Origin of the sequence: Streptomyces sp. NPDC058335 (assembly GCF_042723915.1) — a bacterium.
Taxonomy (GTDB): domain Bacteria; phylum Actinomycetota; class Actinomycetes; order Streptomycetales; family Streptomycetaceae; genus Streptomyces.
This window is the reverse complement of the sequence record NZ_JBHXHX010000001.1, coordinates 373,804-398,009: the sequence shown is the minus strand read 5'-3', so window position 1 is coordinate 398,009 and position 24,206 is coordinate 373,804. Positions and strand designations below refer to the sequence as shown.

At 71.7% G+C, this 24,206-nt stretch carries 20 protein-coding genes and 1 pseudogene; 9 read left to right on the top strand and 12 right to left on the bottom strand.

The window, feature by feature from the left end; translation table 11 throughout:
• Window positions 1-99: 99 nt before the first annotated feature.
• Window positions 100-819 (top strand): spermidine synthase, encoded by a 720-nt coding sequence (locus ACFWJX_RS01750; RefSeq protein WP_383235248.1) that lies wholly within the window; start codon window positions 100-102, stop codon window positions 817-819.
• Between the two features lie 52 nt (window positions 820-871).
• Here ACFWJX_RS01750 and ACFWJX_RS01745 read toward each other — a convergent pair whose 3' ends face one another.
• The 8 genes from ACFWJX_RS01745 to ACFWJX_RS01710 all read right to left on the bottom strand — a co-directional run bounded on the left by ACFWJX_RS01745 (window position 872) and on the right by ACFWJX_RS01710 (window position 11,405).
• Window positions 872-2,815: an SWIM zinc finger family protein gene (locus ACFWJX_RS01745; RefSeq protein ID WP_383235245.1), complete on the bottom strand. Its 1,944-nt coding sequence runs from the start codon at window positions 2,813-2,815 to the stop codon at window positions 872-874.
• Window positions 2,815-5,655 (bottom strand): SNF2-related protein, encoded by a 2,841-nt coding sequence (locus tag ACFWJX_RS01740; RefSeq protein ID WP_383235243.1) that lies wholly within the window; start codon window positions 5,653-5,655, stop codon window positions 2,815-2,817. The genes ACFWJX_RS01745 and ACFWJX_RS01740 overlap by 1 nt, the downstream gene beginning before the upstream one ends.
• A 129-nt stretch (window positions 5,656-5,784) precedes the next feature.
• Window positions 5,785-6,378, bottom strand: coding sequence for a sugar kinase (locus ACFWJX_RS01735; protein WP_383235240.1), 594 nt, complete (start codon window positions 6,376-6,378; stop codon window positions 5,785-5,787).
• Complete coding sequence (locus ACFWJX_RS01730; protein WP_383235236.1) at window positions 6,375-7,526, bottom strand: ROK family glucokinase; 1,152 nt, start codon at window positions 7,524-7,526, stop codon at window positions 6,375-6,377. Before ACFWJX_RS01730 ends, ACFWJX_RS01735 begins: the two co-directional genes overlap by 4 nt.
• 134 nt (window positions 7,527-7,660) lie before the next feature.
• A complete protein-coding gene (locus ACFWJX_RS01725) occupies window positions 7,661-8,464 on the bottom strand; it encodes an ATP-binding cassette domain-containing protein (RefSeq protein ID WP_383235234.1) in 804 nt (267 codons plus the stop codon).
• Complete coding sequence (locus ACFWJX_RS01720; RefSeq protein WP_383235231.1) at window positions 8,461-9,492, bottom strand: ABC transporter permease; 1,032 nt, start codon at window positions 9,490-9,492, stop codon at window positions 8,461-8,463. Before ACFWJX_RS01720 ends, ACFWJX_RS01725 begins: the two co-directional genes overlap by 4 nt.
• Complete coding sequence (locus ACFWJX_RS01715) at window positions 9,489-10,493, bottom strand: sugar ABC transporter substrate-binding protein (RefSeq protein WP_383235228.1); 1,005 nt, start codon at window positions 10,491-10,493, stop codon at window positions 9,489-9,491. Before ACFWJX_RS01715 ends, ACFWJX_RS01720 begins: the two co-directional genes overlap by 4 nt.
• Window positions 10,494-10,667: 174 nt before the next feature.
• Window positions 10,668-11,405 (bottom strand): GntR family transcriptional regulator, encoded by a 738-nt coding sequence (locus tag ACFWJX_RS01710; RefSeq protein ID WP_266468789.1) that lies wholly within the window; start codon window positions 11,403-11,405, stop codon window positions 10,668-10,670.
• Window positions 11,406-11,535: 130 nt separating this feature from the next.
• Here ACFWJX_RS01710 and ACFWJX_RS01705 point away from each other — a divergent pair, with 130 nt between their 5' ends.
• On the top strand, window positions 11,536-12,585 hold the full coding sequence (locus ACFWJX_RS01705) for a Gfo/Idh/MocA family oxidoreductase (RefSeq protein WP_383235224.1): 1,050 nt from the start codon (window positions 11,536-11,538) through the stop codon (window positions 12,583-12,585).
• Between the two features lie 232 nt (window positions 12,586-12,817).
• Here the strand turns inward: ACFWJX_RS01705 and ACFWJX_RS01700 are convergent, their stop codons facing one another.
• The 3 genes from ACFWJX_RS01700 to ACFWJX_RS01690 form a co-directional block, all read right to left on the bottom strand.
• Entirely contained in the window at window positions 12,818-14,005 is a 1,188-nt protein-coding gene (locus ACFWJX_RS01700; protein WP_383235221.1) for a cytochrome P450, read from the bottom strand.
• A 72-nt stretch (window positions 14,006-14,077) separates the two neighbouring features.
• On the bottom strand, window positions 14,078-14,746 hold the full coding sequence (locus ACFWJX_RS01695) for a response regulator (protein ID WP_383235218.1): 669 nt from the start codon (window positions 14,744-14,746) through the stop codon (window positions 14,078-14,080).
• Between the two features lie 76 nt (window positions 14,747-14,822).
• A complete protein-coding gene (locus ACFWJX_RS01690; protein WP_383235215.1) occupies window positions 14,823-16,091 on the bottom strand; it encodes a histidine kinase in 1,269 nt (422 codons plus the stop codon).
• 200 nt (window positions 16,092-16,291) lie between these two features.
• Here ACFWJX_RS01690 and ACFWJX_RS01685 point away from each other — a divergent pair, with 200 nt between their 5' ends.
• The gene (locus ACFWJX_RS01685) at window positions 16,292-16,492 is read left to right on the top strand and encodes a hypothetical protein (RefSeq protein ID WP_252548184.1); all 201 of its coding nucleotides are present in this window, start codon (window positions 16,292-16,294) and stop codon (window positions 16,490-16,492) included.
• A 72-nt stretch (window positions 16,493-16,564) separates the two neighbouring features.
• Here the strand turns inward: ACFWJX_RS01685 and ACFWJX_RS01680 are convergent.
• A pseudogene (locus ACFWJX_RS01680) lies at window positions 16,565-16,702 on the bottom strand (ribonuclease domain-containing protein); the annotation flags it as partial.
• Window positions 16,703-17,281: 579 nt separating this feature from the next.
• On the opposite strand from ACFWJX_RS01680, the gene ACFWJX_RS01675 reads away from it, so the two are divergent.
• The 6 genes from ACFWJX_RS01675 (at window position 17,282) to ACFWJX_RS01650 (ending at window position 24,074) form a co-directional block, all read left to right on the top strand.
• Window positions 17,282-18,616, top strand: coding sequence for a transcriptional regulator (locus tag ACFWJX_RS01675; protein WP_383235212.1), 1,335 nt, complete (start codon window positions 17,282-17,284; stop codon window positions 18,614-18,616).
• Window positions 18,598-19,182: a helix-turn-helix domain-containing protein gene (locus ACFWJX_RS01670; RefSeq protein WP_383235209.1), complete on the top strand. Its 585-nt coding sequence runs from the start codon at window positions 18,598-18,600 to the stop codon at window positions 19,180-19,182. Before ACFWJX_RS01675 ends, ACFWJX_RS01670 begins: the two co-directional genes overlap by 19 nt.
• 177 nt (window positions 19,183-19,359) lie before the next feature.
• Window positions 19,360-20,076, top strand: coding sequence for a ParA family protein (locus tag ACFWJX_RS01665; protein WP_383235207.1), 717 nt, complete (start codon window positions 19,360-19,362; stop codon window positions 20,074-20,076).
• Window positions 20,077-20,639: 563 nt separating this feature from the next.
• Window positions 20,640-20,936 carry a hypothetical protein gene (locus tag ACFWJX_RS01660; protein WP_383235204.1) on the top strand — a complete coding sequence of 99 codons (297 nt, stop codon included), beginning with the start codon at window positions 20,640-20,642 and terminating at the stop codon, window positions 20,934-20,936.
• A 127-nt stretch (window positions 20,937-21,063) separates the two neighbouring features.
• Window positions 21,064-21,375, top strand: a complete 312-nt coding sequence (locus ACFWJX_RS01655; RefSeq protein ID WP_383235201.1) for a hypothetical protein — start codon at window positions 21,064-21,066, stop codon at window positions 21,373-21,375.
• A gap of 266 nt (window positions 21,376-21,641) precedes the next feature.
• Window positions 21,642-24,074 (top strand): preprotein translocase subunit SecA, encoded by a 2,433-nt coding sequence (locus ACFWJX_RS01650; RefSeq protein ID WP_383235197.1) that lies wholly within the window; start codon window positions 21,642-21,644, stop codon window positions 24,072-24,074.
• Window positions 24,075-24,206 lie beyond the last annotated feature (132 nt).

The following is a 24,206-nucleotide window of genomic DNA, read 5'->3' as shown; positions in this document are numbered from 1 at the left end:
CCCTCATCCCCCTCCCCCCCCCGCGCCGCGCGCCGCGGCCTCACCCCGCGCGGGGGCGGGCCCACGGCCGGCGACCGGGGACAGAGACGAGGAACACCGATGAGCGCGCGCTTCGACGAGATCGACTGGCGTCCGACGCCGCTGGGGGACATCAGCCTGCGGCGGCGCCGGTATCCGGGGTCGGACGACGACGTGTACGAGGTGAAGCTGGGCGACGAGTTCCTGATGTCCAGCCTCTTCACGGCCGGCGAGATCGCGCTGACGGAGCTGGGGCTGGCGCGGCTGCCCGGCGGTGCCGAGCTGGACGTCGCGGTGGGCGGGCTCGGGCTCGGGTACACCGCTCGGGCCGCTCTGGAAGACCCCCGGGTGCGCTCCCTGATCGTGGTGGACGCGCTCGCCGAGGTCATCGACTGGCACGAGCGTCATCTCGTGCCCCTCGGCGCGCGCCTGACCGGTGATCCCCGCTGCCGCCTGGTGCACGCCGACTTCTTCGAGGCGGCCGGTGGCCCGGCAGGCCTGGACCCGCGGTCACCGGGGCGCCGATTCCACGCGATCCTGCTGGACATCGACCACTCGCCGCGGCACGTGCTCAACCCCCGCCACGCCGCCCTGTACCGCCCGGACGGGCTTCGCGCCCTCGCCGAACACCTTGCCCCCGAGGGCGTCTTCGCCCTGTGGTCCAACGATCCGCCGGACGAGCAGTTCACCGGCACGCTTGCCGACGTCTTCACGGGGGTCGAAGCCCACGTCGTCGAGTTCGACAACCCGCTCCAGAGCGGCACCGCGACCAACACCGTCTACGTGGCGCGCAGAGACTGAGGCGTGCGCCTCGGCCTCACGACGGCCGTGCGGTCGGCGAAGGCGCGGTGCCTCAGAGGTCGTCGGCCGAACTGCCCAGGCCCGTCAGGGCGCCCACCGGATCGGTGTCGGGGGTGCCGCGGGGCCACCAGTCGTCGTGGCCGGGCTCCGACTCGTAGGGGTACCACAAGCCGTCGCGGCCGAAGCGGAGTTGGACGTGGCCGCGGGGGTGGGTGAGGTGGTTGCGCCAGGGGCGGAAGGCGGGGAGGTCGGCGGCGCGCAGGAGGGGGCGGGCGCGGTCGAAGCGGCCGGCGGGCGGATCCCAGAGGTCCTCCAGGACGGCGAGTCCGTCCGGGCCGCCCTGCCGCCAGGCGGCGACCGCGCGGGCCAGTTCGGCCGGGGTGCGGCCCGCGGCGGAGGCGAGGGAGGCGTAGAGGGCACGGCTGGTGGCGGTCAGTCCCGAGCCGGGGCGCGCGGCGGCGAGCCGTACGGCGTCCTGCCAGAGGGTCAGTTCGCCGATCTCGTCGTGGCCGGTGGTGAGCAGCGCGTGGGCGCGGACGGCCGCGTCGGTGGCGAGCTGGTCGAGGGCGAAGGAGTCGGGGCCGTTCGGCACGGACGGGTAGGCGGGCGGCTGCTCGGGGTGCTGGGGCGCGGGCAGCGGCGCGGGCAGCGGCGGCAGCCGGCGTGCGGCGAGGGCGTCGGTGGCGCGGATGCCGGGGACGGGTTCCGGTTCCTGCTCCTGGGCGGCGCGGGCGGCCCGTGCGGCGTTGCGGCGGGACAGCGCGTCGAGCAGTTCGCGTTCGCCCCGGCCGCGCAGCAGGAGCAGGACGAACGGGTCGGCGTCGAGGAGCCGCGCGGCCTGGTAACAGAGGGCGGCGACGTGCTTGCAGGGATGTCCGTGGTCGGGGCAGCTGCACTGGGGGGCGAGGTCGCCGGGGCCGGGCAGCAGCGGCACGCCGCAGTCGGCGAGGGACTCCGGCATCTCCTTGTCGAGCAGCGCGGCGATGTGTCCCGGCCGCTCGACCGCGGCGTCCAGGAACCGCTCCCAGTCCTCGTCGCCGAGTGTGCGCAGTCGTACCTGGACGCGGTACGGCCGGGCCCGGCTGCCCTGCACGTACGCCAGGACGAGGCCGGGGGTGACGGTGATGGCGTCGACGTGCCCCTGCTCGGCGTAACCCCGCCCGCGCGCGAGCCGCTTGGCGTCCAGGGCGCCCTCTTCGAGCGCCGTGACCCAGGCGTTGCCCCACCAGGTCTCGGCGAAGCCGCCGCCCGCGTCGGCGGGCCGGGGCGGGAAGGCGGGGTAGGTGCGGCGGTGATCGCCGTCGCGGGTGGGCGCGGCCATGGAGCGGGCGGCGGGGGTGGGTTCGGGCACAGCGGGCTCGGGCACAGCGGGCTCGACCGGCTCGGCGGCCTCGGTGGTGCCGGTGGTGTCGGGGTTGCCGGTGGTGTCGGGGGTGTCGGTCTCCGGTGGCATCCGGAAGGCGTCGGCGAGGAAGGTCCGCACGTCCCGCACGCGGGCGTCGGCGACCCGGTCGCCCGGACGGCCGGCGCTCCCGGACGCGACGGGGCGTGCGCCCGCGCGGGAGGTGTGGCGCGCGCGCCTGCCGTCTCCCGGCTCCCCGGTCTCCGGCTCTGCCTGCCGCGCCTGCGCGCGGGCCGCGCGCAGGGCCTCACGGGCCACGTCCCCGGGCCGCACGCCGGACGTGCCCCGCGGCTCGTCCCCCGCCGCAGGCACGTCGCCCGTCGGAGGTACCTCCGCTGCCGCAGGTACGTCGGCCGGCGGGGCCTCCTCGTGGGCCGGGGGCGCCTCCGCCGTACGCCGCAGGGCCGCGCGGGCGGCGTCACCCGGCCGGGACGAGGTGCCGTCGGACTCCGGGGTGACCTCCTGAGGCCGGTCCGGGGGCGGCGCCGAAGGTTCCGCCGGTGCCGGTGCCGGTTCCTCCGGCCGCACCCGGGCGGCCCGCAGCGCGCGGCGGACCGCTTCGGCCGGACCGATGCCCTGCTCCTCCTCCGCCATCACGCCTCCCTCCGCAGCCTGACCAGGTCGGACAGTTCACGGTCCGTCAGCTCGGTGAGGGCGGACTCGCCGGAGCCGAGGATCGCGTCGGCGAGGGCACGCTTGGCCTGGAGCATCTCGGCGATGCGGTCCTCGATGGTGCCCTCGGTGATGAGGCGGTGGACCTGGACGGGCTGGGTCTGGCCGATGCGGTAGGCGCGGTCGGTGGCCTGTTCCTCCACGGCCGGGTTCCACCAGCGGTCGAAGTGGACGACGTGGCCCGCGCGGGTGAGGTTCAGTCCGGTGCCGGCCGCCTTGAGCGACAGGACGAGGACGGGCGTCGCGCCGTCCTGGAAGCGGTCCACCATGCGCTCTCGCTCGGGCACCGGCGTGCCGCCGTGGAGGAGGTCCACCGGGATCGCGCGGCCGGCCAGGTGGGCGGCGATCAGCCGGGCCATGCCGACGTACTGGGTGAAGACGAGGGCCGAGCCGTCCTCGGCCAGCAGCGTGTCCAGCAGCTCGTCCAGCAGGGCGAGTTTGCCGGAGCGGGCGGCGAGGGCGTCGCCCGTGGCGGGGGTCTGCTCCTTGAGGTACAGCGCCGGGTGGTCGCAGATCTGCTTCAGCGCGCCGAGCAGCTTGAGGACCAGGCCGCGGCGCGCGATGCCGTTCGCCGTCTCGATGAGGTGCAGCGACTCGCGCACCACCGCCTCGTACAGCGCGGCCTGTTCGCGGGTGAGCGGGACCGGGTGGTCGGTCTCGGTCTTGGGCGGCAGCTCGGGGACGATACCGGGGTCGGACTTCTTGCGGCGCAGCAGGAAGGGGCGGACCAGGCGGGCGAGCCGCTCGACGGCCTCCTCGTCCTCGCCGTTCTCCACGGCGCGCGCGTGGCGGGCGCGGAAGGCCTTGAGGGGGCCGAGCAGGCCGGGGGTCGTCCAGTCGAGGAGGGCCCACAGCTCGGAGAGGTTGTTCTCGACGGGGGTGCCGGTGAGCGCCACGCGCGCGGGGGCGGGGAGGGTGCGCAGAGCCTTGGCGGTGGCCGAGAAGGGGTTCTTGACGTGCTGGGCCTCGTCGGCGACGACCATGCCCCAGGGCTGCCGGGCCAGCGTGGTGGCGGCCGAGCGCATGGTGCCGTAGGTGGTGAGGACGAAGCCGCCGGTGAGGTCGTCCAGGCTGCGGTCGGCGCCGTGGAAGCGGCGGACGGGGACGCCGGGGGCGAAGCGGTTGATCTCCCGCTGCCAGTTGCCGAGGAGGGAGGCGGGGCAGACCACCAGGGTGGGTTCGGGGCGGGCCCGGCGGAGGTGGAGGGCGATGAGGGTGACCGTCTTGCCGAGGCCCATGTCGTCGGCGAGGCAGCCGCCGAGGCCGAGGGAGGTCATGAGGTCGAGCCAGGCCAGGCCCCGCAGCTGGTAGTCGCGGAGGGTGGCGTCGAGGCCGGCGGGCGGCTCGGCGGGGCGGATGCCTGCGGTGAGGCGGTCGCGCAGGGTGGTGAGGGCGCCGACGGGGACCGCTTCGACGGTCTCGCCGTCGACGTCGGCGGTGCCGGTGAGGGCGACGGACAGGGCGTCCACCGGGTCCAGCAGGCCCAGTTCGCGTTTGCGGGCCTTGCGCACGAGGGCGGGGTCGACGAGGACCCACCGGTCACGCAGCCGGACGACGGGGCGGTGGGCCTCGGCGAGGGTGTCCATCTCGGCCTCGCTGAGGGGGTCGCCGCCGAGGGCCAGCTGCCAGCGGAACTGGAGGAGGTCCTCGCTCTCGAAGAAGCCGGTGCCGTCGGTCGCGGAGCCGGGTGCGGGCCGTACGACGGCGGCGGCGCTGAGGTCCTGGGCGAGGTCGCGCGGCCAGTGCACGGCGACACCGGCGGCTGCGAGGCGCGTCGCGGCCACCCCGAGGAGGTCGCTCAGCTCGTCCTCGGACAGGGCCAGGACGTCGGGTGCGTCCTGGTCGGCGAGGCGGGCGAGGGGCGCCCAGACGCGGGCGGCCCGCCGGACGGCGAGGGCGGCGTCCACGCGGGCGCGTGCCCCGAAAGCGGCGTCCGCCTGCCCCGCCCACAGGGCCGCCGCGTCGGTCACGAGGGTCGGGTCGGCGAGGCTGTGGACCTGGACGACGGCGGCACCGGCGCGGCGGGCTCCCTCGCCGTCGTCGAACAGGTCGTACGCCGACAGGTCGAGGCGCAGCGAGATCCGCACGCCCGCGTCCATGCCGGCGGCGACCTCGGCCGCCCAGTCCTGGGCGTCGGGCAGCTGCTGCGGCCGGCGGTCGGCGAAGGGTTTCCCGGAGGCGTGGGGTGCGGCGGGGGTGCGGGGCAGGGTGTCGGCGACGGCGTCCAGGAAGGAGCGCATCAGGGCCTCGGGCTGGGGCAGCCGGAGCGGGCCGGGGCCGGGCAGCGGGACGGCATGGCCCTCGTACGGCAGGGCGGCGGCGACCGCGCGCAGGTGCGCGATGTCCTCCGGTTCGAGCGGGCCGGCCCGCCAGGCGTCGTGGCCGGTCGGGGTGAGGCCGGGCAGCAGTCGGCCGCGGGCGGCGAGCCGCAGGGCGTGCAGGGCGGCGGCGCCCCAGCAGGCGGTCGCGGGGTGGGCGGCGGGGTCGTGCCGGGCGCGCACCAGGTGCGGGAGGGCCGCTTCGACGGGCAGTGACAGGGCGGGGGTCTGCCGGCGGCGGACCGAGGTTCCGTGGCGGCGGACGACGGTCAGCTCGGTGAGTTCGGTGCGGCCGGCGGGCGCGGGGTCGGGCAGCGGGCCGTCGTCGGGGTCCCAGAAGGCGATCCGGCCCTCGCGCGGAAGGGGCGCGGGCAGGAAGACGGCGGCGAGGCGCGCGCCGATCGGCTCCGCCGGGTGCCCGGCGACCGCAGTCGTGTCGCTCATGCGCAGTGTCCACCTCCCGCCCGCGTGTCGGATCAGTCGTCTTCGACTCTACGGGCGGGGTCTGACAATCGGTCCCGGGCCACCGACCGGGGGTGGACGAGAGGGCCCGCGGGGGCTGGGGCGGATGCCCTAGGGGACGGTGCGCGAGACGACGTACACCATCGGGAAGATCGCGTTCCCGGTGTTCACCACCACGTCCTGGGTGGGCTGGGGGGCCTTCTGCTTGCGGACGAAGCCGTAGTAGTCGCCGGGCCGGGAGCCGGGTCCGGAGAACTTCCAGCCGGTGATGGACCGGTCGCGCTCGCTGATGGTGATGTCGTCCTTCTTCAGGTCGGACCGGCTGTAGCCGAGCTCGGCGAGGAAGGCGTCCAGTCCCTCGTGGGTGGTCTGGAACTGGACGTACAGACGGCTGGTGCGCCAGTTGTTCGTCTCGTAGTAGGCGACCTTGTTCGCCGGGTGCGGGACCGGCACCTGGTAGAGACGCTGCTGCACCTTGGAGGGCCAGGCCTCGGTGAGGCCGGTCGCCGAGTACTTCGCCTCCTTGTCCTTGCCGCTGTCGCGGCTCTGGTTGGCGGAGATCACCAGGTAGCCGGCCGGCACGCCGATGAGCAGCCCGATGATCAGCAGGGTGAGCGCGCGGCGGCGGATCACATGGCTGCGGGTCTCGGGCGGGCGGGACGGCTCGTCCGGGGACGCGGGGCGGTGGGGCGGGGCGGCCGTCATGCGGTGTCCCGGGTGGCGCGGCGGGCGGCCTCGGCGAACCGTTCGTAGCGCTCGTAGCGTTCCACGCGGCGGCGCTTGGCGCGCCGGAAGCGGCGGGCGACCAGGCGGGCCAGGTCGGCGGCGCCGACCATGCCGGCCTCGGGGCCGAGCTGGGCGCGGACGATCCGGGCCTCGGGGCGGTAGCCGCGCCCGGTGAGCTGCCGCTTGAACGCGTCCCGGGCGGGGCCGATGAGCAGGTCGTCGGCGGCCGAGACACCGCCGCCGATCACGAAGCAGGACGGGTCGAGGGCGGCGGCCAGGTTGGCGATGCCGACGCCGAGCCACTGGCCGATGTCCTGGAGCAGTTCGATGCACATCGCGTCGCCCTCGCGGGCCAGCTCGGTGATCATCGGTCCGGTGATGTCACCGATGTTGCCCTTGACGTGCTCGATGATCCCGTACGCCACCGGGGAGTCCGCCGCGGCCAGCTCGCGCGCCTCTCTGACCAGCGCGTTGCCGGAGCTGTACTGCTCCCAGCAGCCGCGGTTGCCGCACGGGCAGCGGTGGCCGCCGGGCACGACCTGCATATGGCCGAACTCGCCCGCGACGCCGTACTTGCCGCGCTTGACCTGGCCGTCCTCCAGGATGGCGCCGCCGATGCCGGTCCCGAGGGTGATCATGACGAGGTGGTCCTCGCCGCGGCCGGCGCCGAAGCGCCACTCCGCCCAGGCGGCGGTGTTGGCGTCGTTGTCGACGAGGACGGGCACCGCGAGGCGGCCCGCGATGCGGTCGCGCAGCGGCTCGTTGCGCCAGGACAGGTGGGGGGCGAACAGGACGCGGTTGCGGTCGGCGTCCACCCAGCCGGCCGCGCCGATGCCGACCGCGTGCACGTCGTGCCGGTCGGACAGGTCCAGGACCAGTTCGACGATCGTGTCCTCGACGACCTTGGGGCTCTTGGACTTGTCCGGGGTCTCGGTGCGGAGCTTCTCCAGGATGTTGCCGTCCGCGTCGACGACGCCCGCCATCACCTTGGTGCCGCCGATGTCGATGCCCACCGTGGGCACGCGGGGTGCGGTCAGGTGGGAACGGCGCTCGCGGGTGCCGACCGTGCGCAGCGCGGTGGCCCGGCGGGAGCCGATGGGGGCGGTGAGGTCGCGGTAGGTGCTCATCGTGGCCGATTCTGCCGCACGAGTACCTGCGGTGCCGAACCTGGGAGGCGGGGTGTGCGCACGTCGTCGGCCGCGGGCGCGTCGTGGCCGGCGCGCCCCGCGGCGCAGCCGCACGTGGGCACAGCCCCGCGCTCCTAGGTGCGCTGCAGCTCGTGGCGTAGATCGTCCAGGTCGCTGCCGCCTGCCATCTGCCGGGTGAGGTCGTCGAGGGTCGTCTCGCCGCGGGCGTGGTCGCCCACCATCGTGCCCCTCTTCAGGAGGACGAATCGGTCGCCGACCAGGTAGGCGTGGTGGGGGTTGTGGGTGATCAGTACGACGCCCAGGCCCTGGTCGCGGGCGGCGGCCACGTACTTCAGGACGACTCCGGACTGCTTGACTCCCAGCGCGGCCGTCGGCTCGTCGAGGACCAGGACCTTCGCGCCGAAGTACACCGCGCGGGCGATGGCCACGCACTGGCGCTCGCCGCCGGAGAGGGTACCGATGGGCTGGTCGACGTCGCGCAGGTCGATGCCCATGCGCAGGAGTTCGGCGTGGGTGGTGCGGCGCATGAGGTCGACGTCCATGCGCTTGAAGGGGCCGCTGCCCTTGCGGGGTTCCGAGCCGAGGAAGAAGTTCCGCCAGACCGGCATCAGCGGGACGACGGCCAGGTCCTGGTAGACGGTGGCGATGCCGCGGTCCAGTGCCTCGCGCGGGGAGGTGAGCCGGGTCTCCTCGCCGTCGAGGCTCAGGGTGCCGGCGTCGTGCCCGTGGAGACCCGCGATGATCTTGATGAGGGTGGACTTGCCCGCGCCGTTGTCGCCGAGGACGCAGGTGATCTCGCCCGCGTGGACCTCCAGGGAGACCCCTTCGAGGGCGCGGACGTTGCCGTAGTGCTTGCTGACGCCGGACAGCTCCACGAGCGGCGTACGGCTGTCGGTCGCGGTCGTCGCCGGCGTCATGTGGTGGCCTCCGCGCGCTTGCGGACCCAGGCGTTGAGCAGGGTCGCGAGGAGCAGCATCGCTCCGAGGAAGAACTTGAACCAGTCGGGATTCCACTCGGCGAAGACGATGCCCTTGCTCGTCATGCCGAAGATCAGCGCGCCGACCGCCGATCCGGCCGCGCTGCCGTAGCCGCCGGTGATCAGGCAGCCGCCGATGACGGCCGCGATGATGTAGATCAGTTCGTTGCCGACGCCCTCGCCGGACTGGACGACGTCGTACGAGAACAGCAGGTGCTGGCCGGAGATCCAGGCGCCGAAGGCGACGCCCATGTAGAGGCCGATCTTGGTCTTCCCGACGGGGACGCCGACCGCGCGGGCCGCGTCCTGGTTGCCGCCGACGGCGAAGATCCAGTTGCCGGCGCGGGTGCGCAGCAGGATCCAGGAGGCGACCGCGACCAGGCCGAACCACCACAGGATCGTGATCTTGAAGTTGACGTCGCCGACGGTCAGGGTGGACGCGAAGACGTCCCGGGCGGTGGGGAAGCCCTCCATGTCGGCGATGGTCTTCGTCGAGACGGTGCCGTCGATCAGCTTGGTGAAGCCGAGGTTCATGCCGGTCAGCATCAGGAAGGTGCCGAGCGTGATGATGAAGCTGGGCAGCTTGGTGCGGGTGAGCATGAAGCCGTTGAAGGCGCCGATGGCCAGGGTGACCAGGAGCGAGACGCCGACGCCGACCCAGACGTTCGCCGTCATCTGGAAGCTGAACATCGACGACACCAGAGCCGAGGACGTGACCATGACGCCGGCCGAGAGGTCGAACTCGCCGCCGATCATCAGCAGCGCGACCGGGACGGCCATGATGCCGATCGTCGAGGAGGCGTACAGGACCGTGCTGAGGCTGCTCGCGCGCAGGAAGCTGTCGGCGGCGAGGGCGAAGAAGACGAACACCGCGAGCGCGCCGACGACCGAGCCCAGCTCGGGGCGGCCGAGGAGCTTGCGCAGCGGAGAGACCCGGAGCAGCCGTTCGTCCGGGGTGAGCGTGCTCATCGGGTGCCCCGCTCGGTGTACTCGGCCAGCTCGTCCGCCTGGTCCTTCGTGATGATCTGCGGTCCGGTCAGGACGGGCCTGCCGCCGCCGAGGACGTCGCCGTTGTACTTGTACAGCCACAGCAGGTCGACGGCCTGGTAGCCCTGGAGGTACGGCTGCTGGTCGACGGCGAAGCCGAGCGAGTCGTCCGCCAGGCCGGCGGCCACCTTGGCGTTGAGGTCGAAGGTGTCGATCTCGGCCTTGCTGCCGGCTCCCTGTCTGGCCTTCACGGCGGTGTCGGCGTACGGCGCGCCGAGGGTGACGACCGCGTCGATCGACGGGTCGGCCTGGAGCTTGGCCTCGATCGCGGACTGCACGTCGGGCATGCTGGTGCCGGTGACGTAGAGGTCGGACACCGTGCCGGTGAAGGTCTTGGCGACGCCGTCGCAGCGCTGCTCGTGGCCGACGTTGCCCTGCTCGTGCAGGACGCAGATCGCCTTCTTCTTCCCGCGCCGGTTCAGTTCCTCGCCGACGGCCTCACCGGCGATGGTCTCGTCCTGGCCGATGTGGGTGAGCGCGCCGTACGCCTTCGACTCGGCCGAGCCGGAGTTCACCGTGATCACGGGGATGCCGGCCGTGCGGGCGCGGGCGAGGGCGGCCTTCATCGCGTCGGGCTTGGCGAGGGTGACGATGATGCCGTCGACCTGCTTGTCGATCGCCGCGTCGACGAGCTGCGCCTGCTGCTGGGCCTCGTCGTCGTGGGAGTACAGGAAGTTGATGTTGTCCTTGACGGCGGCCTGCTTCGCGCCGCTCTGGACGATGTCCCAGAAGGTGTCGCCATCGCCGGAGTGAGTGATCATCGCGAAGGTCCAGCGGGGGGTGTTCACCGCCGCCCTGCCCTGGGCGGCCGCGGCCTCGCGGGCGTCCTCGGCACGCTTTCCCCCGGTACTGCTGCACCCCGCGAGGGAGAGGCAGAGCACCCCCGCCAACGCGATCCCTGTCCAGGTCCCAGAACGTGCCACGAGGCCGTGCCCTTCTTGCCGTGTTCCGACGTACGCGCGCGTCCGGCGTTCTCTCACCGGACGCAAACGCCCCAGTATCGAACACAGGGATCATGCGTCTCGTCGCCGGGGACCGCGAGTCGGTCGCATTGTCCGGACATTGCGACCAGGGCGGCGCCCCGGATGGGGTGCGCTCTACGGCCGCACGAGCAGCTGGAACTCGAAGGAGTAGCGGGTCGGGCGGTAGATGTGGTCGCCGAACTCGACCGCCCGGCCCGTGTCGTCGAAGGTCGTGCGCTGCATGGTGAGCAGCGGGGCGCCCTCCGGCTCGGCGAGGCGCTCGGCCTCGGCGGCGGTCGCGGCGCGGGCGCCGATGGACTGGCGGGCGCTGTGCAGGGTGATCCCGGCCGACCGCATCATCCGGTACAGACCCGTGGCCTCCAGCTGGGCGGTGTCCAGGTCCAGCAGCCCGGACGGCAGGTGGTTGGACAGGTACGCCATCGGCTCCCCGTGCGCGAGCCGCAGCCGCTCCACGCGGTGCACCTCGCTGCCCTCGGCGACCGCGAGCGCGGCCGCGACCTCGGCGGACGCGGGGACGACGGTGTTGACCAGGACCGTCGTCGCGGGGCGCTGGCCCGCCGCCTCCAGGTCGTCGTAGAGGCTGCTCAGTTCCAGCGGGCGCTTGACCTGGCTGTGCACGACCTGGGTGCCGACGCCCCGGCGGCGGACCAGCAGGCCCTTGTCCACGAGGGACTGGATGGCCTGGCGGACGGTGGGGCGGGACAGACCGAGCCGGGCGGCCAGCTCGATCTCGTTGCCCAGCAGGCTCCCGGGGGTGAGCACCCCGTGCTCGATCGCCGCCTCCAGTTGCTGGGACAGCTGGAAGTACAACGGCACCGGAGAGCTTCGGTCCACACGGAGTTCGAGCTGCACGGTCGGGTCCACCTCTGGTTTCGGCACGGGCCCGAGCGTAGCTCCGTGGCCGGTTGACGGGAAGTCGTGTAGTCCGATTGTCCGGACAAACGCATTGACAGGGTGCGGCCTCCGAGGTCACCTTGATTCCATGCGCATCGGGGTCATCGGGACGGGCCGCATCGGCACCATTCATGCGAACACACTCAGCCGTCACCGCGAGGTCGGATCCCTCATCCTGACGGACACGGAACCCGCGCGGGCCGCGGAGCTGGCGCTGCGGCTGGGCGAGACGGCCGCGCCCGGGGTCGACGAGATCTTCCGGTGGGGCGTGGACGCGGTCGTGATCACCACCGCCACCTCGGCGCACGCCGAACTGATCGGCCGGGCGGCACGCTCCGGGCTTCCGGTGTTCTGCGAGAAGCCCATAGCCCTGGACCTGGCGGGCACCCTGGCGGCGATCGCCGAGGTCGAGGCTGCCGGAACGACCCTTCAGATGGGGTTCCAGCGCCGCTTCGACGCCGGGTACACGGGCGCCCGGGAGGCGGTCCGCTCGGGACGGCTCGGGCGGCTGCACACCGTGCGCGCGGTGACCTCCGACCAGTCGCCGCCGCCCGCCGCGTGGCTGCCGGTGTCCGGCGGCCTGTTCCGGGACGCGCTGATCCACGACTTCGACGCCCTGCGCTGGGTGACCGGCCGCGAGGTGGCCGACGTCTACGCCACCGGGTCGGACGCCGGGCCCGCGATGTTCCGTGCCGCCGGCGACGTCGACACCGCGGCCGCGGTCCTCACCCTCGACGACGGCACCCTCGCCACCGCTACGGCGACACGGCTGAACGGCGCGGGTTACGACGTCCGCATGGAGCTGGCCGGGGAACTCGACCAGGTCGTGGTGGGGCTCGACGACCGCACGCCGATCGCCTCCACCGAGCCGACGGGCCCACCGGCCGCCGACAAACCGTGGAGCGGGTTCCTGGAACGCTTCGGGCCCGCGTACGAGGCGGAACTGATCGCCTTCGTCGATGTCGTACGGGGTGGGCGGCCAAACCCCTGCGACGGCCGCGAGGCCCTCCAGGCCCTCCGGATCGCCGAGGCCTGCGAGGTGTCCCGACGGGAGCGCAGGGCGGTGCCGCTGGCGGAGATCCCGGCGGCACCGGGAGCGACGGGGACGCCGGGAGCGACGGGGACGCCGGGGGCGTGAGGACGGTGACGCCAGGGGCGTGTCGACGGGGACGCCGGGGCGTAGGAGCGCCGGGCCCGGACCCGGACCCGCAGTTCCCTCGCCTGCTCCCCCTGCGCCGATCAGCCGGCTGACGGACCGACTGTCCGGTGCGGCGTCGGCGGCGGCAGGTCGAGGCGGTCGGCCGGTGACGTCGTGACGCTCCCTGACCGGGCGGGTCGGCCGAGCCCGCCCGTCGGCCCCCTTCTGCCCGCTACCAGCGCACCGGCAGGCTCCGCACGCCCCGCATCAGCATGCCCGGCAGCCACTCGCCGGGTGGGCCGTCCAGGGCGAGTCCGGGGGCGCGGTCGAGGAGGGAGCGCAGGACGGTGCGGGCCTCCAGGCGGGCCAGGGGGGCGCCCAGGCAGTAGTGGAGGCCGTGACCGAAGGCGAGGTGGCCGCGGGTGTCGCGGCGTATGTCGAAGCGGTCGGGGGCGGGATAGCGGGCGCCGTCGCGGTCGGCGGCGGTGAGGCCGATCATCACGCCGTCGCCCCGGACGACGGGTGTGCCGGCGATCTCCAGCGCCTCGGCGGCGAAGCGGAAGGTGGCGTTCTCCACCGGGCCCTCGAAGCGCAGGGTCTCCTCGATCGCGCCGTCGAGGAGGGTCATGTCGGCGCGCAGGGCGGCGAGTTGGCCGGGGTGTGTGAGGAGGGCGTGGACGGCGTTGGTGATGAGGTTGACCGTCGTCTCGTGGCCGGCGATGAGGAGGACGAACGCCATGCCGCGCAGTTCGCCGGGCGAGAGGCGGTCGCCGTCCTCGGCGGTGGTGCGGATGAGGTCGCTGAGCAGGTCGCCGGCGGGTCCGGCGGCACGCTTGTCCTCGATCAGCTCCGTGAGGTACTCGGCGAGCCGGACGAAGGCGTCGTACTCGGCGGCCCCGCTGGTGGGGGCGACGGCCTCGGTGGACAGCTTGCGGAACTCCGTGCGGTCGATCTCGGGGATGCCGAGCAGCTCGCAGATGACGGTGATCGGCAGCGGGTGGGCGAGGGAGTCCACGAGGTCGGCGCGGCCGTGCGGGAGCATCGCGTCGAGCAGGTCGTCGGTGATCTGCCGGATCCTCGGGCGCAGTCCCTCGACGCGGCGCATGGTGAAGGCGCGGGAGACCAGCGCGCGCAGGCGCGTGTGCCGGGGCGGGTCGGCGGTCAGGAGGTACTTGCCGATCAGCTCCTCGTCGAGGAAGGTCATGCCGATCCGGCTGCCGTCCTTGGCCAGCCGGGGATCGGCGAGCGCGGCGCGCGCCTCCTCGTGTCCCACGACGAGCCAGGTCTCGTGGCGGGCGTCGGGCTCGGGCAGCCGCACCCGGTGGATCGGGCCGCGCTCCCTGAGGCGCGCGTACACCGGATGCGGGTCGCGCCGGAACTCCTCGCCGAACTCGGCCAGGTCGATCGTCTCCGTGCCCATGCCTCCCCCTCCCGTCACCGCTCCAACGGCCGGGGCGGCCCCCGAGTGCCCGCTCCGCCCGACGGATTCCGGTCAGTCCTCGTCCTCCAGCAGTCCCGCGTCGTACGCCAACAGGGCGATCTGGACGCGGTTGTTGAGGTCCAGCTTGGCCAGGACGCGGGAGACGTGGGTCTTGACGGTGGCGACGCTCATGAACAGTGCGGCGGCGATCTCGGCGTTGGACAGGCCGCGCCCGACGGCGACCGTCACCTCGCGTTCCCGTTCGCCCAGGACGGCGATCCGGGCACGCGCGCGTGCCCGGCGGTCGTCGGCTGCGGTACCCGCCGCGTGGGCCATCAACCGGCGCGTGACGGTGGGCGACAGGACGGGTTCGCCGGCCGCGACCCGGCGTACCGCGTCGACGATCTGGGCGGGCGGGGTGTCCTTGAGGACGAACCCGGCGGCGCCCGCGCGCAGGGCGCGCAGCACGTGCTCGTCGGCGTGGAACGTGGTGAGGACGACGACCTGCGGGGCGTCCTCACGGGCGCGCAGCCGCCGGGTGGCGGTCAGGCCGTCCACCGACGGCATCCGGATGTCCATCAGGACGACGTCGGGGCGGGTGCGGTCGACCAGCGCCTCGACCTCGCCGCCGTCGGCGGCCTCACCGACGATCTCGATGTCCTCGGCGCCGCCCATCATGAGGGACAGACCGGCCCGCACCAGGGGGTCGTCGTCGACGAGGAGGAGTCTGATCGCAGTCATGGGCCCTACGTAATCACGCACGGAGCCGGAGAGTCGGCCCTCGGCGGTGGTCGGCCGGCGGCTGCCGTGACCGCCGTCACGTGGTCCGGGGCCACGGCAGCCAGGCCCGTACCTCGAAGCCGCCGTCCTCCCGCGGCCCGTGCTCCAGGCGGCCCCCGGTCAGGGTCGCGCGTTCGGTGAGGCCGATCAGGCCCTGGCCGGAGCCGGGGACGGGCGGGACGTCGCCCTCCGGGGCGGGGTTGCGGACGGTCACCGTGAGGCCCTCTCCGGGGGCGCCGGCGACGGTGACCGCGGCCTCCGCGCCCGGCGCGTGCTTGCGGGTGTTGGTGAGGCACTCCTGGGTGATGCGGTAGGCGGTGCGGCCGACGGAGGCGGGCACGGCGCCCGGGTCGGTGACGCGCTGGACGAGGGTGACCTTCATGCCCGCCTCGCGGGACTCGGCGACCAGCGCGTCCAGGGCGGCCAGGGTCGGCTGCGGTCGGCCCGCGTCGTCGTGCTCACCGGCCCGCAGCACGCCGATGATCTCCCGCAGGTCCTGGAGGGCCTCGTGGGCGCTCTCCCGGATGACGCCGGCCGCGCGCACGATCTCCTCACGGGGTGCGTCCGGCCGGAACTCCAGTGCGCCCGCGTGCACGCTGAGCAGGGTCAGCCGGTGGGCGAGCACGTCGTGCATCTCGCGGGCGATGGCCTCACGGGCCAGCCGCTGCGCCTGCTCGGCCCGCAGCCGGGCCTCCGTCTCCGCGCGCCGGGCCCGGTCACGCAGGCTCAGCATGAGCTGCCGCTTCGACCGCACGAACATGCCCCAGCCGATGACCGCGACGGTGATCAGCGCGGTCCACACCACGGCCGGCCCGTACTCCAGCTCGGGGTCCGGGCGGGCCCACACCAGCAGCGGGATCACGGCGAGCTGGAGACCGCCGACCCAGGCGACGTACCGGAAGGGCCGGTGCACGGCGAGGGTGAAGAGGGCGATCGTGCAGGCGCCGGCCGAGGTCGTGGAGAGGAAGGCGAAGGGGATCGTCGCCCCGGCGAGGCCGACGGGCAGGCGGCGGCGCAGCCACACCGCGGCGCAGGCCAGCGCGCCCAGCAGCTGGTCGGCGACGACGAGGGAGTGCGGGAGGTCCTCCTGGTTGGTGAGCGTGTCGGCGACCACCAGACCGAGGACGACGGCCAGCGCGAAACAGGTGAAGTCGACGAGCCAGTCGCGCGCGGTGCGCCGGGGCCCCGTGCCGGGCCGTCCGGCGTCCGGGTCCAGTTCCGCGGCCACGGCGGACGGCAGCAGCCATCGCCGCGTCGGGAAGATCGCTGCCTCCGGTGCCGGCCTCGGCCGGTCGTCACCCCTCATGGCCGACAAATCTACGCAGCTCGGGGCCGGCTCATCCGTCCTCGGCCGGGATCGGCGACCTGCGCCGCACGGACACCGCCGAAAGTCGCACCGCCACCGACCGACGGTGTACTCCGCCCCGTCGGCGGGAGCCTTCCGTCGCGAGTGTCTCGCCCCGCGGCCGATGTGTGTGGGGGGACCGCGGGGCGAGGGTCTGGGGCATGAAGCAACTTCTGGAGGTACTCGGTTTCATCGCCCTGGTGCAGGGCGTGGCCGGTCTGGTGCACGAGTTCACCGACCTGGACTGGGGACTCGTGCAGCGGCTCGGCGTCCTCGACGGCTACGAGGTCTACGCGAGCGTCGCGCTCCTGGTGCTCGCGTTCGCCCTGTTCGCCGCCGCGGAGAGCCGGAAGCCCGGCTGAACGCGGGCCGGGCCCCCGGCCGGTGGCACCGTTCCTCTGCGACCCGTCTCCCGGTGACCGGAGCCGACCGGCTCAGCAGTCGTGATCGACCAGGTCGAAGCTCGCGTAGTGGTCGGCCGTGTAGTAGTCCTCTTCGGTCTGCGCTCCGGTCACGATGCGGCGCGCGCCCCGCGTGGAGGAGCCCGGCGTCTTGACCGTGTACTCGTGGTAATCCGACCGCACCCCACTGACCTGGGCTCATGGAGATCGAAACGGCTGTGACCTGCTAGGACGGGTTGCAGAGGCTATCGGAGGCAGTCAGAGGAAAACGCTCTGATTCGACCCCGGTTCGACCTGGGTCGCTCAGAGGCAGCCAGAGGCGATGCCTCTGCAATTTGCCTCCGAGAGACCCGAGTTGACGGAGATCGATCAGGAGCGGTGACCTCGACGACTCTCTGTTCCTGCCTTGGTCGAGTTGTGATGGGGACGCCTGCCTCCGGAGCGGGGCCAGGCATACGAATGCCTCCAGGACGGCAATCCTGGAGGCATCGCTGGCACCGATCGGAGGTCGGTTCCGGGTACCACCCGTGGTTTTAGCGGGCCTGGGTGGCGCCCTTGTCTTTGCGAGACGACCTCACCGTGCCACACCACCTTCATCACGCAGAACCTCAGAGGCAGACCCCTCACCCGTTCGGCCGACTCGGCCTTCACCACCTTCGTCCGGCTGCGGCCGAGCTCGTCCTGCTCGGGGATCTCACCGGCCGCTACGCGACGGGCAGCTACAGCAGGCTTGGCTCCGACGGCCGCATCGTGGTCGCACGGCAGGACCGGGAGGGTGCGGCCGGGCACGGGCACCGCGTCACGGCGGCGATCGCCTGCCACGTCGCCCGGGCCGGCGGCAGCATCGACGAGCTGACCCGGCTGCTGCTGCACCCCGACCACGAGGGTGGCCGGCATGCCCGGCACATCGCAGTGCGCTCGGGGCAGGCACGCGCCCTGGACTACATCCGCCGGGTGTGGGCCAGCGCCTCGGCCGTGGTCGCCGGAACGCGAGTACTGGAATCGCGTCACCACGCATACGAGGTCTTGGCCGCGCTGCGGGACCGCATCGAGACCACGCCCTGGCGCGGCGAGCGGGGACGGACCGCGCTGCGGGTGCTGCGGGCCCATCTGAACTTCGCCGAAACCGCCGGTGGCCCTCTGCACCACGCCAGCGAGCGGCAGACCGCGGAGGAAGCAGGGATCTCGCGGACGACGCTGCGCGTGGTCTACGAGACCGTCCTCAAGCCTGGCGGCTGGCTGCGTCGGCTGCGGGTCGGTCACGGCCGGGAGAGCTCCTCCTGGTACCTCGACCACGGCAGCGCCGGTGGCCCTCGTGGCTCCGTTTCACTGTCTCGTTTCTGGACCACTCAGTACCCCCCCGACCTGGCACTTGAGGAGTGGACCACCCCTGAGACGGCCACGACGGCTGACATCGACTCCACCGTCGTCGCCCGCCTGATGGGCCACGACGCCTTCGCCCACCGCGGCCTCGGAAGCTCCGCCCTCATGATCATCGGGGCATTGCACGTCCGGCCCGCTCAGACAGTTAGCGATCTGGTCGGTACGGCCTCCGTGTCCCGTGCCACTGTCTACCGAACCCTGCGGCGCCTGGCCGACCACGGTCTCGTGCAGCACACCGGTGAGACCTGGACCCTCGCGCCCCGCGCCGTGGAGGGCTTCGGCAACGGCTCTCAGGATGCCGTCACGGAACCGGGCACACGGCCGGCACAGGGCTGGGACGGCATCGCCCAGTTCTACGCCACGGCGGGCGTCGCGATCCGGCGCAGGGCACTGCATGCGGTCGAGCGGGCGGCATACCAAAAGGCGCTGGACCGGCGCGCGGAACACCGCAGCAAGGCCGTGGTGATCGTCCGCGACGGGCGCCAGGTCCTAGTCCCGGCACCGCGGCCCGATGAAATCCCGTCCGCGTGGCAGACCCCGGGCGGCAGCGTCCTCGACCCGGTCACCGGTCGTCCTGCCGCCGACTGGCGCCTCGCCACCGACGGCCGACTGATCCTCATCACCGCTGCTGACCAGCGCAGTTACGACGAGCTGGCCGCTGCCCATGCTGAAGCCCTCAGGGAATGGAACTCCGCCGCGTGAACCCACAACCTCCACCCGCCGATGCCGAGAGCGCATCGTTCACCCCTCAAGGCCTACGTGAGCAGTACGAGTCAGGCGCCACGGTCACCGAACTCGTCGCCGCGAGCGGCCTGTCGTACGGCACGGTCCTTAACCGTCTGCGCGAGGCCGACACCGTGATGCGCACCTCGTGGCAGACGCGCAGACTGCGCGACGGCCAGGCCCGCCGCAATCTCGCGGCCCGCCTGCGCCGCCTCTACGAGCAGCAAGGCGCCACGCTCACGGAGTTGGCCGCAGCGGGGTCCGTGACGCGACGTGCCGCTCGGAGCCTGCTGGTCGAGGCCGGGGGCACGCCCCGCACCACCCAGCAGACACTCCGCATCCGCTCCGCAGCCAACGCCGCACGGCGAAAGAAGCTCGCGCTCTCCCTCCGCGCGCGGTACGAGGCCGGTGCCACCGTGCCGGACCTCTCCGAGGAGTGCAACTACTCCATCGGCACCGTCTACCGGCTCCTCCACCAGGCAGGCACCCGCATGCGGCCTAAACACAACCACGGGCCGGCCCGCACCCCGAGGAAGCGGTCATGAGAGCCCCGGCAGGCGTCCTCGGCCGGGCCCGGCAGATCACGGGACCGATGGTGCGCCATTCCAGTGCCAGCACTGCAGCACGGGCCCCTCCATCGCTCGCAGACAACCGACACCGAGCGGCGGCCTTCGACGCCCGTAAGCCAACGCACCTTTCCCGATTGAGGAGATCAAGCACACGTGAGTGAGAACACCCGTACCAAGACCCTGGCCGCGGCCACGGCCAGCGCCTGGGACGCCTTCGTCATCGTCGTCGGCATGCTCAAGGGCGGCACCGGCAAGACCACCTCCGCCTGGTTCATCGCCCTCTACTACGCCGTCGTCCTCGACCTGCCGACGCTGCTGCTGGACGCCGACGCGACCAGCCAGTCCGCCTACGACTGGTTCAAGGTCGCCCAGGCCGCCGGCTTCGAGATCCCCGCCAACCTGGTCATCGAGCGCTACCCGTTCGACGACATCGCCGAGTACATCCGGGCCAAGCGTGCCGAGTTCGGGGCGATCGTGGTCGACGCCGGCGGCGGCAGCGCCCGCATCTTCCACGAGGCTGTCACCGAGGCGAACCTGCTGCTCGTCCCGGTCGCCCCCACCAAGATCGAGCGCCGCAAGCTCGTGGCCACCTTCGACGAGGCCGAGCGCGCTGCCGCCCGCAACCCCCACGGCGTCACCGCCCACGTGGTCATGGTCAAGGCCGACGACCGCACCAGCCTGCCCAGCCGGGCCAAGGCCCAGCTGCTGGAGCCCGCCGAGGGCGAGGGCATCGGGCCGGACCGCGACGAGCCGTTCCCGCTCGCCGACACCGTCATCCACTCCTGGGTGCACTACATGGAGGCCTTCGGCGAGATCCCGACCGAACTGAGCGAGTACGCCAACCTGATGAAGGAGCTGACCGAGGCATGAGTGAGAAGAACGAGAGGCCGAGGCCTCCGGCCCGCCGCACGGGCGGTCGCGCCCTGGGCGGGGCCAAGAAGACCACCCCGCCGCCCCCTCCCCCGGCCGCCGAGCTCACCCCCGAGCAGTTCGCCGCTGAACGCGCAGCTGCCCATGGCGAAGGCCGGCCCGCAGCCGACGATTCCCAGGCTCAGCACCCTTCCACAGCTCCAGTGGAGACTGCGGAGCAGGGCGACCCGGGCCAGATAGACCCTGAGGGGCCACAGCCTCAGGCGCCGCCGACCGCCAACGACGCGCCAAGCGGCCCCGTCCAGGCCCCGGCCACCCGGCCAGCTCACACGGCCGCAGGAGATGCCGTGGTGCAGCCGGTTCCCTCTGGACACTCGCCCCAGGTCCAGGAGCAGTTCGTGACCCGCACTGCCGGGCCCGTGGCACCCGCGGCTCAGTCCACGCACCTGATCGAGCAGGTCAGTCTGCCCCAGGCCGCCCCCACGACCGCTGGGGTGTCCCCAACAGCCGAAGTCGCCGTCCGGCCAGCCGTTTCTCCGGTCCCAAGCAGCACGGCCTTTCCGGTGAGGAGCGATGTTCCGGGATCTCACCACGAGCAGAACACGCGATCAGAAGCGGCACACCGCGAGGGAACCCCGTGGGCCCAGGGACCCGGCCGGCCCAAGGACATCCCCGAGACAGCCGCCGTCCTCAACCAGCGCATCATCACCCGCGAGAGTCTCGACTCGTCAGTCCCCACGGAGCTGAGGCTGAAGAGGCGGCTCAAGCGCTTCGCACTGGACAACGAACTCGATCACCTGCCCATCGGTGACATCGTCTCGGTCGCACTCGACGAGTGGCTCACCGCCCGCGGCTTCTGACACGCCATAGGGCGCAAGGGGCGGCCGCCAGCTGGCTGAGTTACTCGGCCGCCCCGTCCGCCGACTATTTCAATAGCCCAATAGGCGGCTAACTAGCCGCCTATTCAAACCGGCTGGAGGAGCCTGAGTGCCCGACCTCTCCCACCACGCCCGACGCCTTCGTGACATGGCCAACGCGCTCGAAGCCCAGTCCCAACCCGCCGCCGATCCCCTCACCCCACATCCCGACACCCTTGCGGTCATCGCCAACCGCCACATCAATCGCGGACAGCTCAACTACGCGGTACCGGACGTCCTCCAGCTCCAACGACGCATCCGCCGCTACAACGCCGATCACGGCACACCCCACGGCGACATCGTCGCCACCGCCCTCGACATCTGGCTCCGCGCCAAGGGTTACCCACCCGACCTCACCCCGCTCAAGCCGCAGGCTCCATGAGCAGCCCTCCCCGCCCAGCTGGTCAATGGGGTTTCGCCCCGGTGTCTCGCCGCTTGGGGCCAGAAGTCGCGGAGCGACGGCGAGCACAAGAAGGCACAATCCGTGCTTGTTCGTCACTCCGTTTCCGAGCGTCCGCGACTACGAGCCCTTTCACCAGCGTCAGAAACGGTTGGCCCGTCATCCTGGATATGTGGTGAGGTTGCATCGTGGGTTCTCGAACGAAGCGTCATGAGGCACGCAAGAAGCGGAAGCGTCACGCTGGTGCGGTGTCACCGGTGTTCGACCCGCACGCGAAGGTAGTCATTGACTCCTGGGCCTCCCTGATGGCGCTCATGGGGAAGTTCGATGCGAGCCACGATCCTGCCGTAGCTGTCGGTGAAGCATTCGACGAAGCAGTCGCCGAGTTTGCTTCGAAGGTGCGGCGCTTCGACCCGATCCGGCTCATCGAGGTGGCTCGTCTGGCGTTCTTGCCATTGGTCCCCGCAGGAATGATGCCGGTCACCGCGGAATCCAGTGCCGCGCCACTCGAACTACTCGCGTTGGCCGCTCTCATGCCTCCACAGGAGGCGGCAGATGTCACAGCCTCCCCCCAGGCTCCCGTCGCAGAGCAGGAGATGAGCCACTTCGTATCGACGGCGCGGGAGGAGATCGACAAGCTTCTCCACTTGGCTCAGCTGCGCTCTTTCGCCGCTGCGGATGCGACCGACAAGCTCGCTCTGGTGTCATTGCTCGTCCAAGGGGGCGAGGTGTGGATGCGAAATTCGTCCTACCCGGAGATGGTCGAAACGACCAACCGGGCGCTCTTGGACGGTGACCCGGAGGTGCCGGCGGCTCTTGTCGCCGAGCTCGGCTTCGACGCGTCTGACGCCCTAGCGGTTCTCGACGCGTGCCATGAGCTCCAGGTGGTGAGCATGAACCATCGCATAGACGCAATGCGTGCCTCTGTGTCTGAAGCGATGGAGTCCACTGAGACCGGGCGAGCTGACGAAGGGGTCATGGACCTCGCACGGTCCAACCTCATGAGGATGTTCGAGCCTGAGGCCCATGAGGCCACCGTCGCAGTCGAAGACATCGTTAGACAAACTGGCATCAATCGAGACAGGGTCAAGGCGGTCATCGAGCGGTTCCGACTGGATCTGAGGGGAATGACGCCTGCGGAGGCAGTCGATGCGTTCACCGCCGGCCAGAACCCATTGCGGACCCGGCCGATCATCATCGGAAGCGACGAACGCGTCATGCTGCCCCACCCAGGGCTCCACGTGTTCGCCGTACGGGAGAATCTGGAAGAGCATCTCAAGACGTCGACGGCGTGGAACAAATACGCGAAGCACCGTGGTGACCTCCTTGAGTCCCGTACCCGAGACGCTCTGGGGCGAGTGTTGCCCGGCGCCCACTATCGGGACGGGTTCGAGTATTACGTGCCCGCGAACGCCGCCGAGGCGGCCAACGCTGACCCGGCGAAGTACACCAAGCGCGTCGAAGGCGACCATCTTGTCCTTGTCGACGACGTCGCAATTGTCGTCGAAGACAAAGCCGTCGCGTTCAGTGCACTGTCCCGCGGCGGCAAGAAGACGCGGATCCGCAATGACTTGACCGGCATCGTCACGAAAGCTGCCGAGCAGGCCGGCCGGATCCGAGACAGAATCGAGCAGGACGGAGGCCTGCGCATCAAGGAGGAGGGGTGGGTTAGCCTCAGCCACATCCGCGAGATCCACACGATCGCAGTCAGCCTCGATGACATCTCGCCTGTGCTCACCGCCACCGCAGAGCTGGTGCGGGCCGGCTTGCTCAGCGCCGACAACATCCCCTGGACTGTGTCACTGCACGACCTTGAGCTGATCACGGAGCTCGTCGATCGCCCCGCCGAATTCCTCCTCTACCTTCGCCGACGTCGCAACCCGAACGTCACCCTCATGTTCAGCGCACCGGACGAGCTGGACCTGTTCCTGCACTTCTTCGAGGCGGGCCTTTGGGTTGAGCCTGACCCCGCGCAGGTGCGCACCGCGTTCCCCTTCATCCCCGCACCGTCGCCAGCCGAGTTGCGCCGCTACCGCTCACAGCAGCCGACAATCTTGACGAGCCGCACCGATGCTCTTGACCAGTGGTTCCACACCAAGCAAGAGATGGGCCCCGGACCTGCATCCGCCCTCAAACCACACATGACGGCGACCCCAACCGCTCCTCTCGTTGATGAACTACAAAAGCGCAACGTCACGGGCTGGCTCAGCATCGGGGCGACACTGCTGTCCGGCAGCCATACCGTTCAGCACAAGTTCGCTCGCTACGGTGCAGAGCTCGTCAGCAGCCCATCGCCAAACGGCCAAGGCCGCAGCATCACCGTCCCCATCACGGCGAGTGCCGACCCAGCCGAAGGATGGCTGTTCGCCTGGGCCACTCGTCCTGCCGGCGAAAGCCCTGACGCTGCCCAGCAGCGGGTCACGGACTACGTACGCGTAAAAAAGCACCAGCTCAATCTCCCGCGAGGCGTCGTCTTCTTGTACGACGAACCGACCGGCGATCTTCGCGAAGTCTTCTACGACGGACACATCGGACCGCTCGACGCGTCCCTGACCGCAACCATGAGGTCGTTGCGGCCGGCCTCGGACCTGCAGCGAACGATCCATCCCAACGCCAAACGACCGCCGCGCAGCACGAGCAACACAAAGTTCAAGCAGAACAAGCCGAAGCGGAAACGCTAGCTCATCGGCCCCCATCTCGCGGAAATGCGGCAGCCAAACGCCATAGCCATGGCCAGACATCAACACCGCCGTACTGCACTCACTCACTGCCAAACTACCTCGGTGCTCGCCACCGAACGCGAGTTGCTCCTC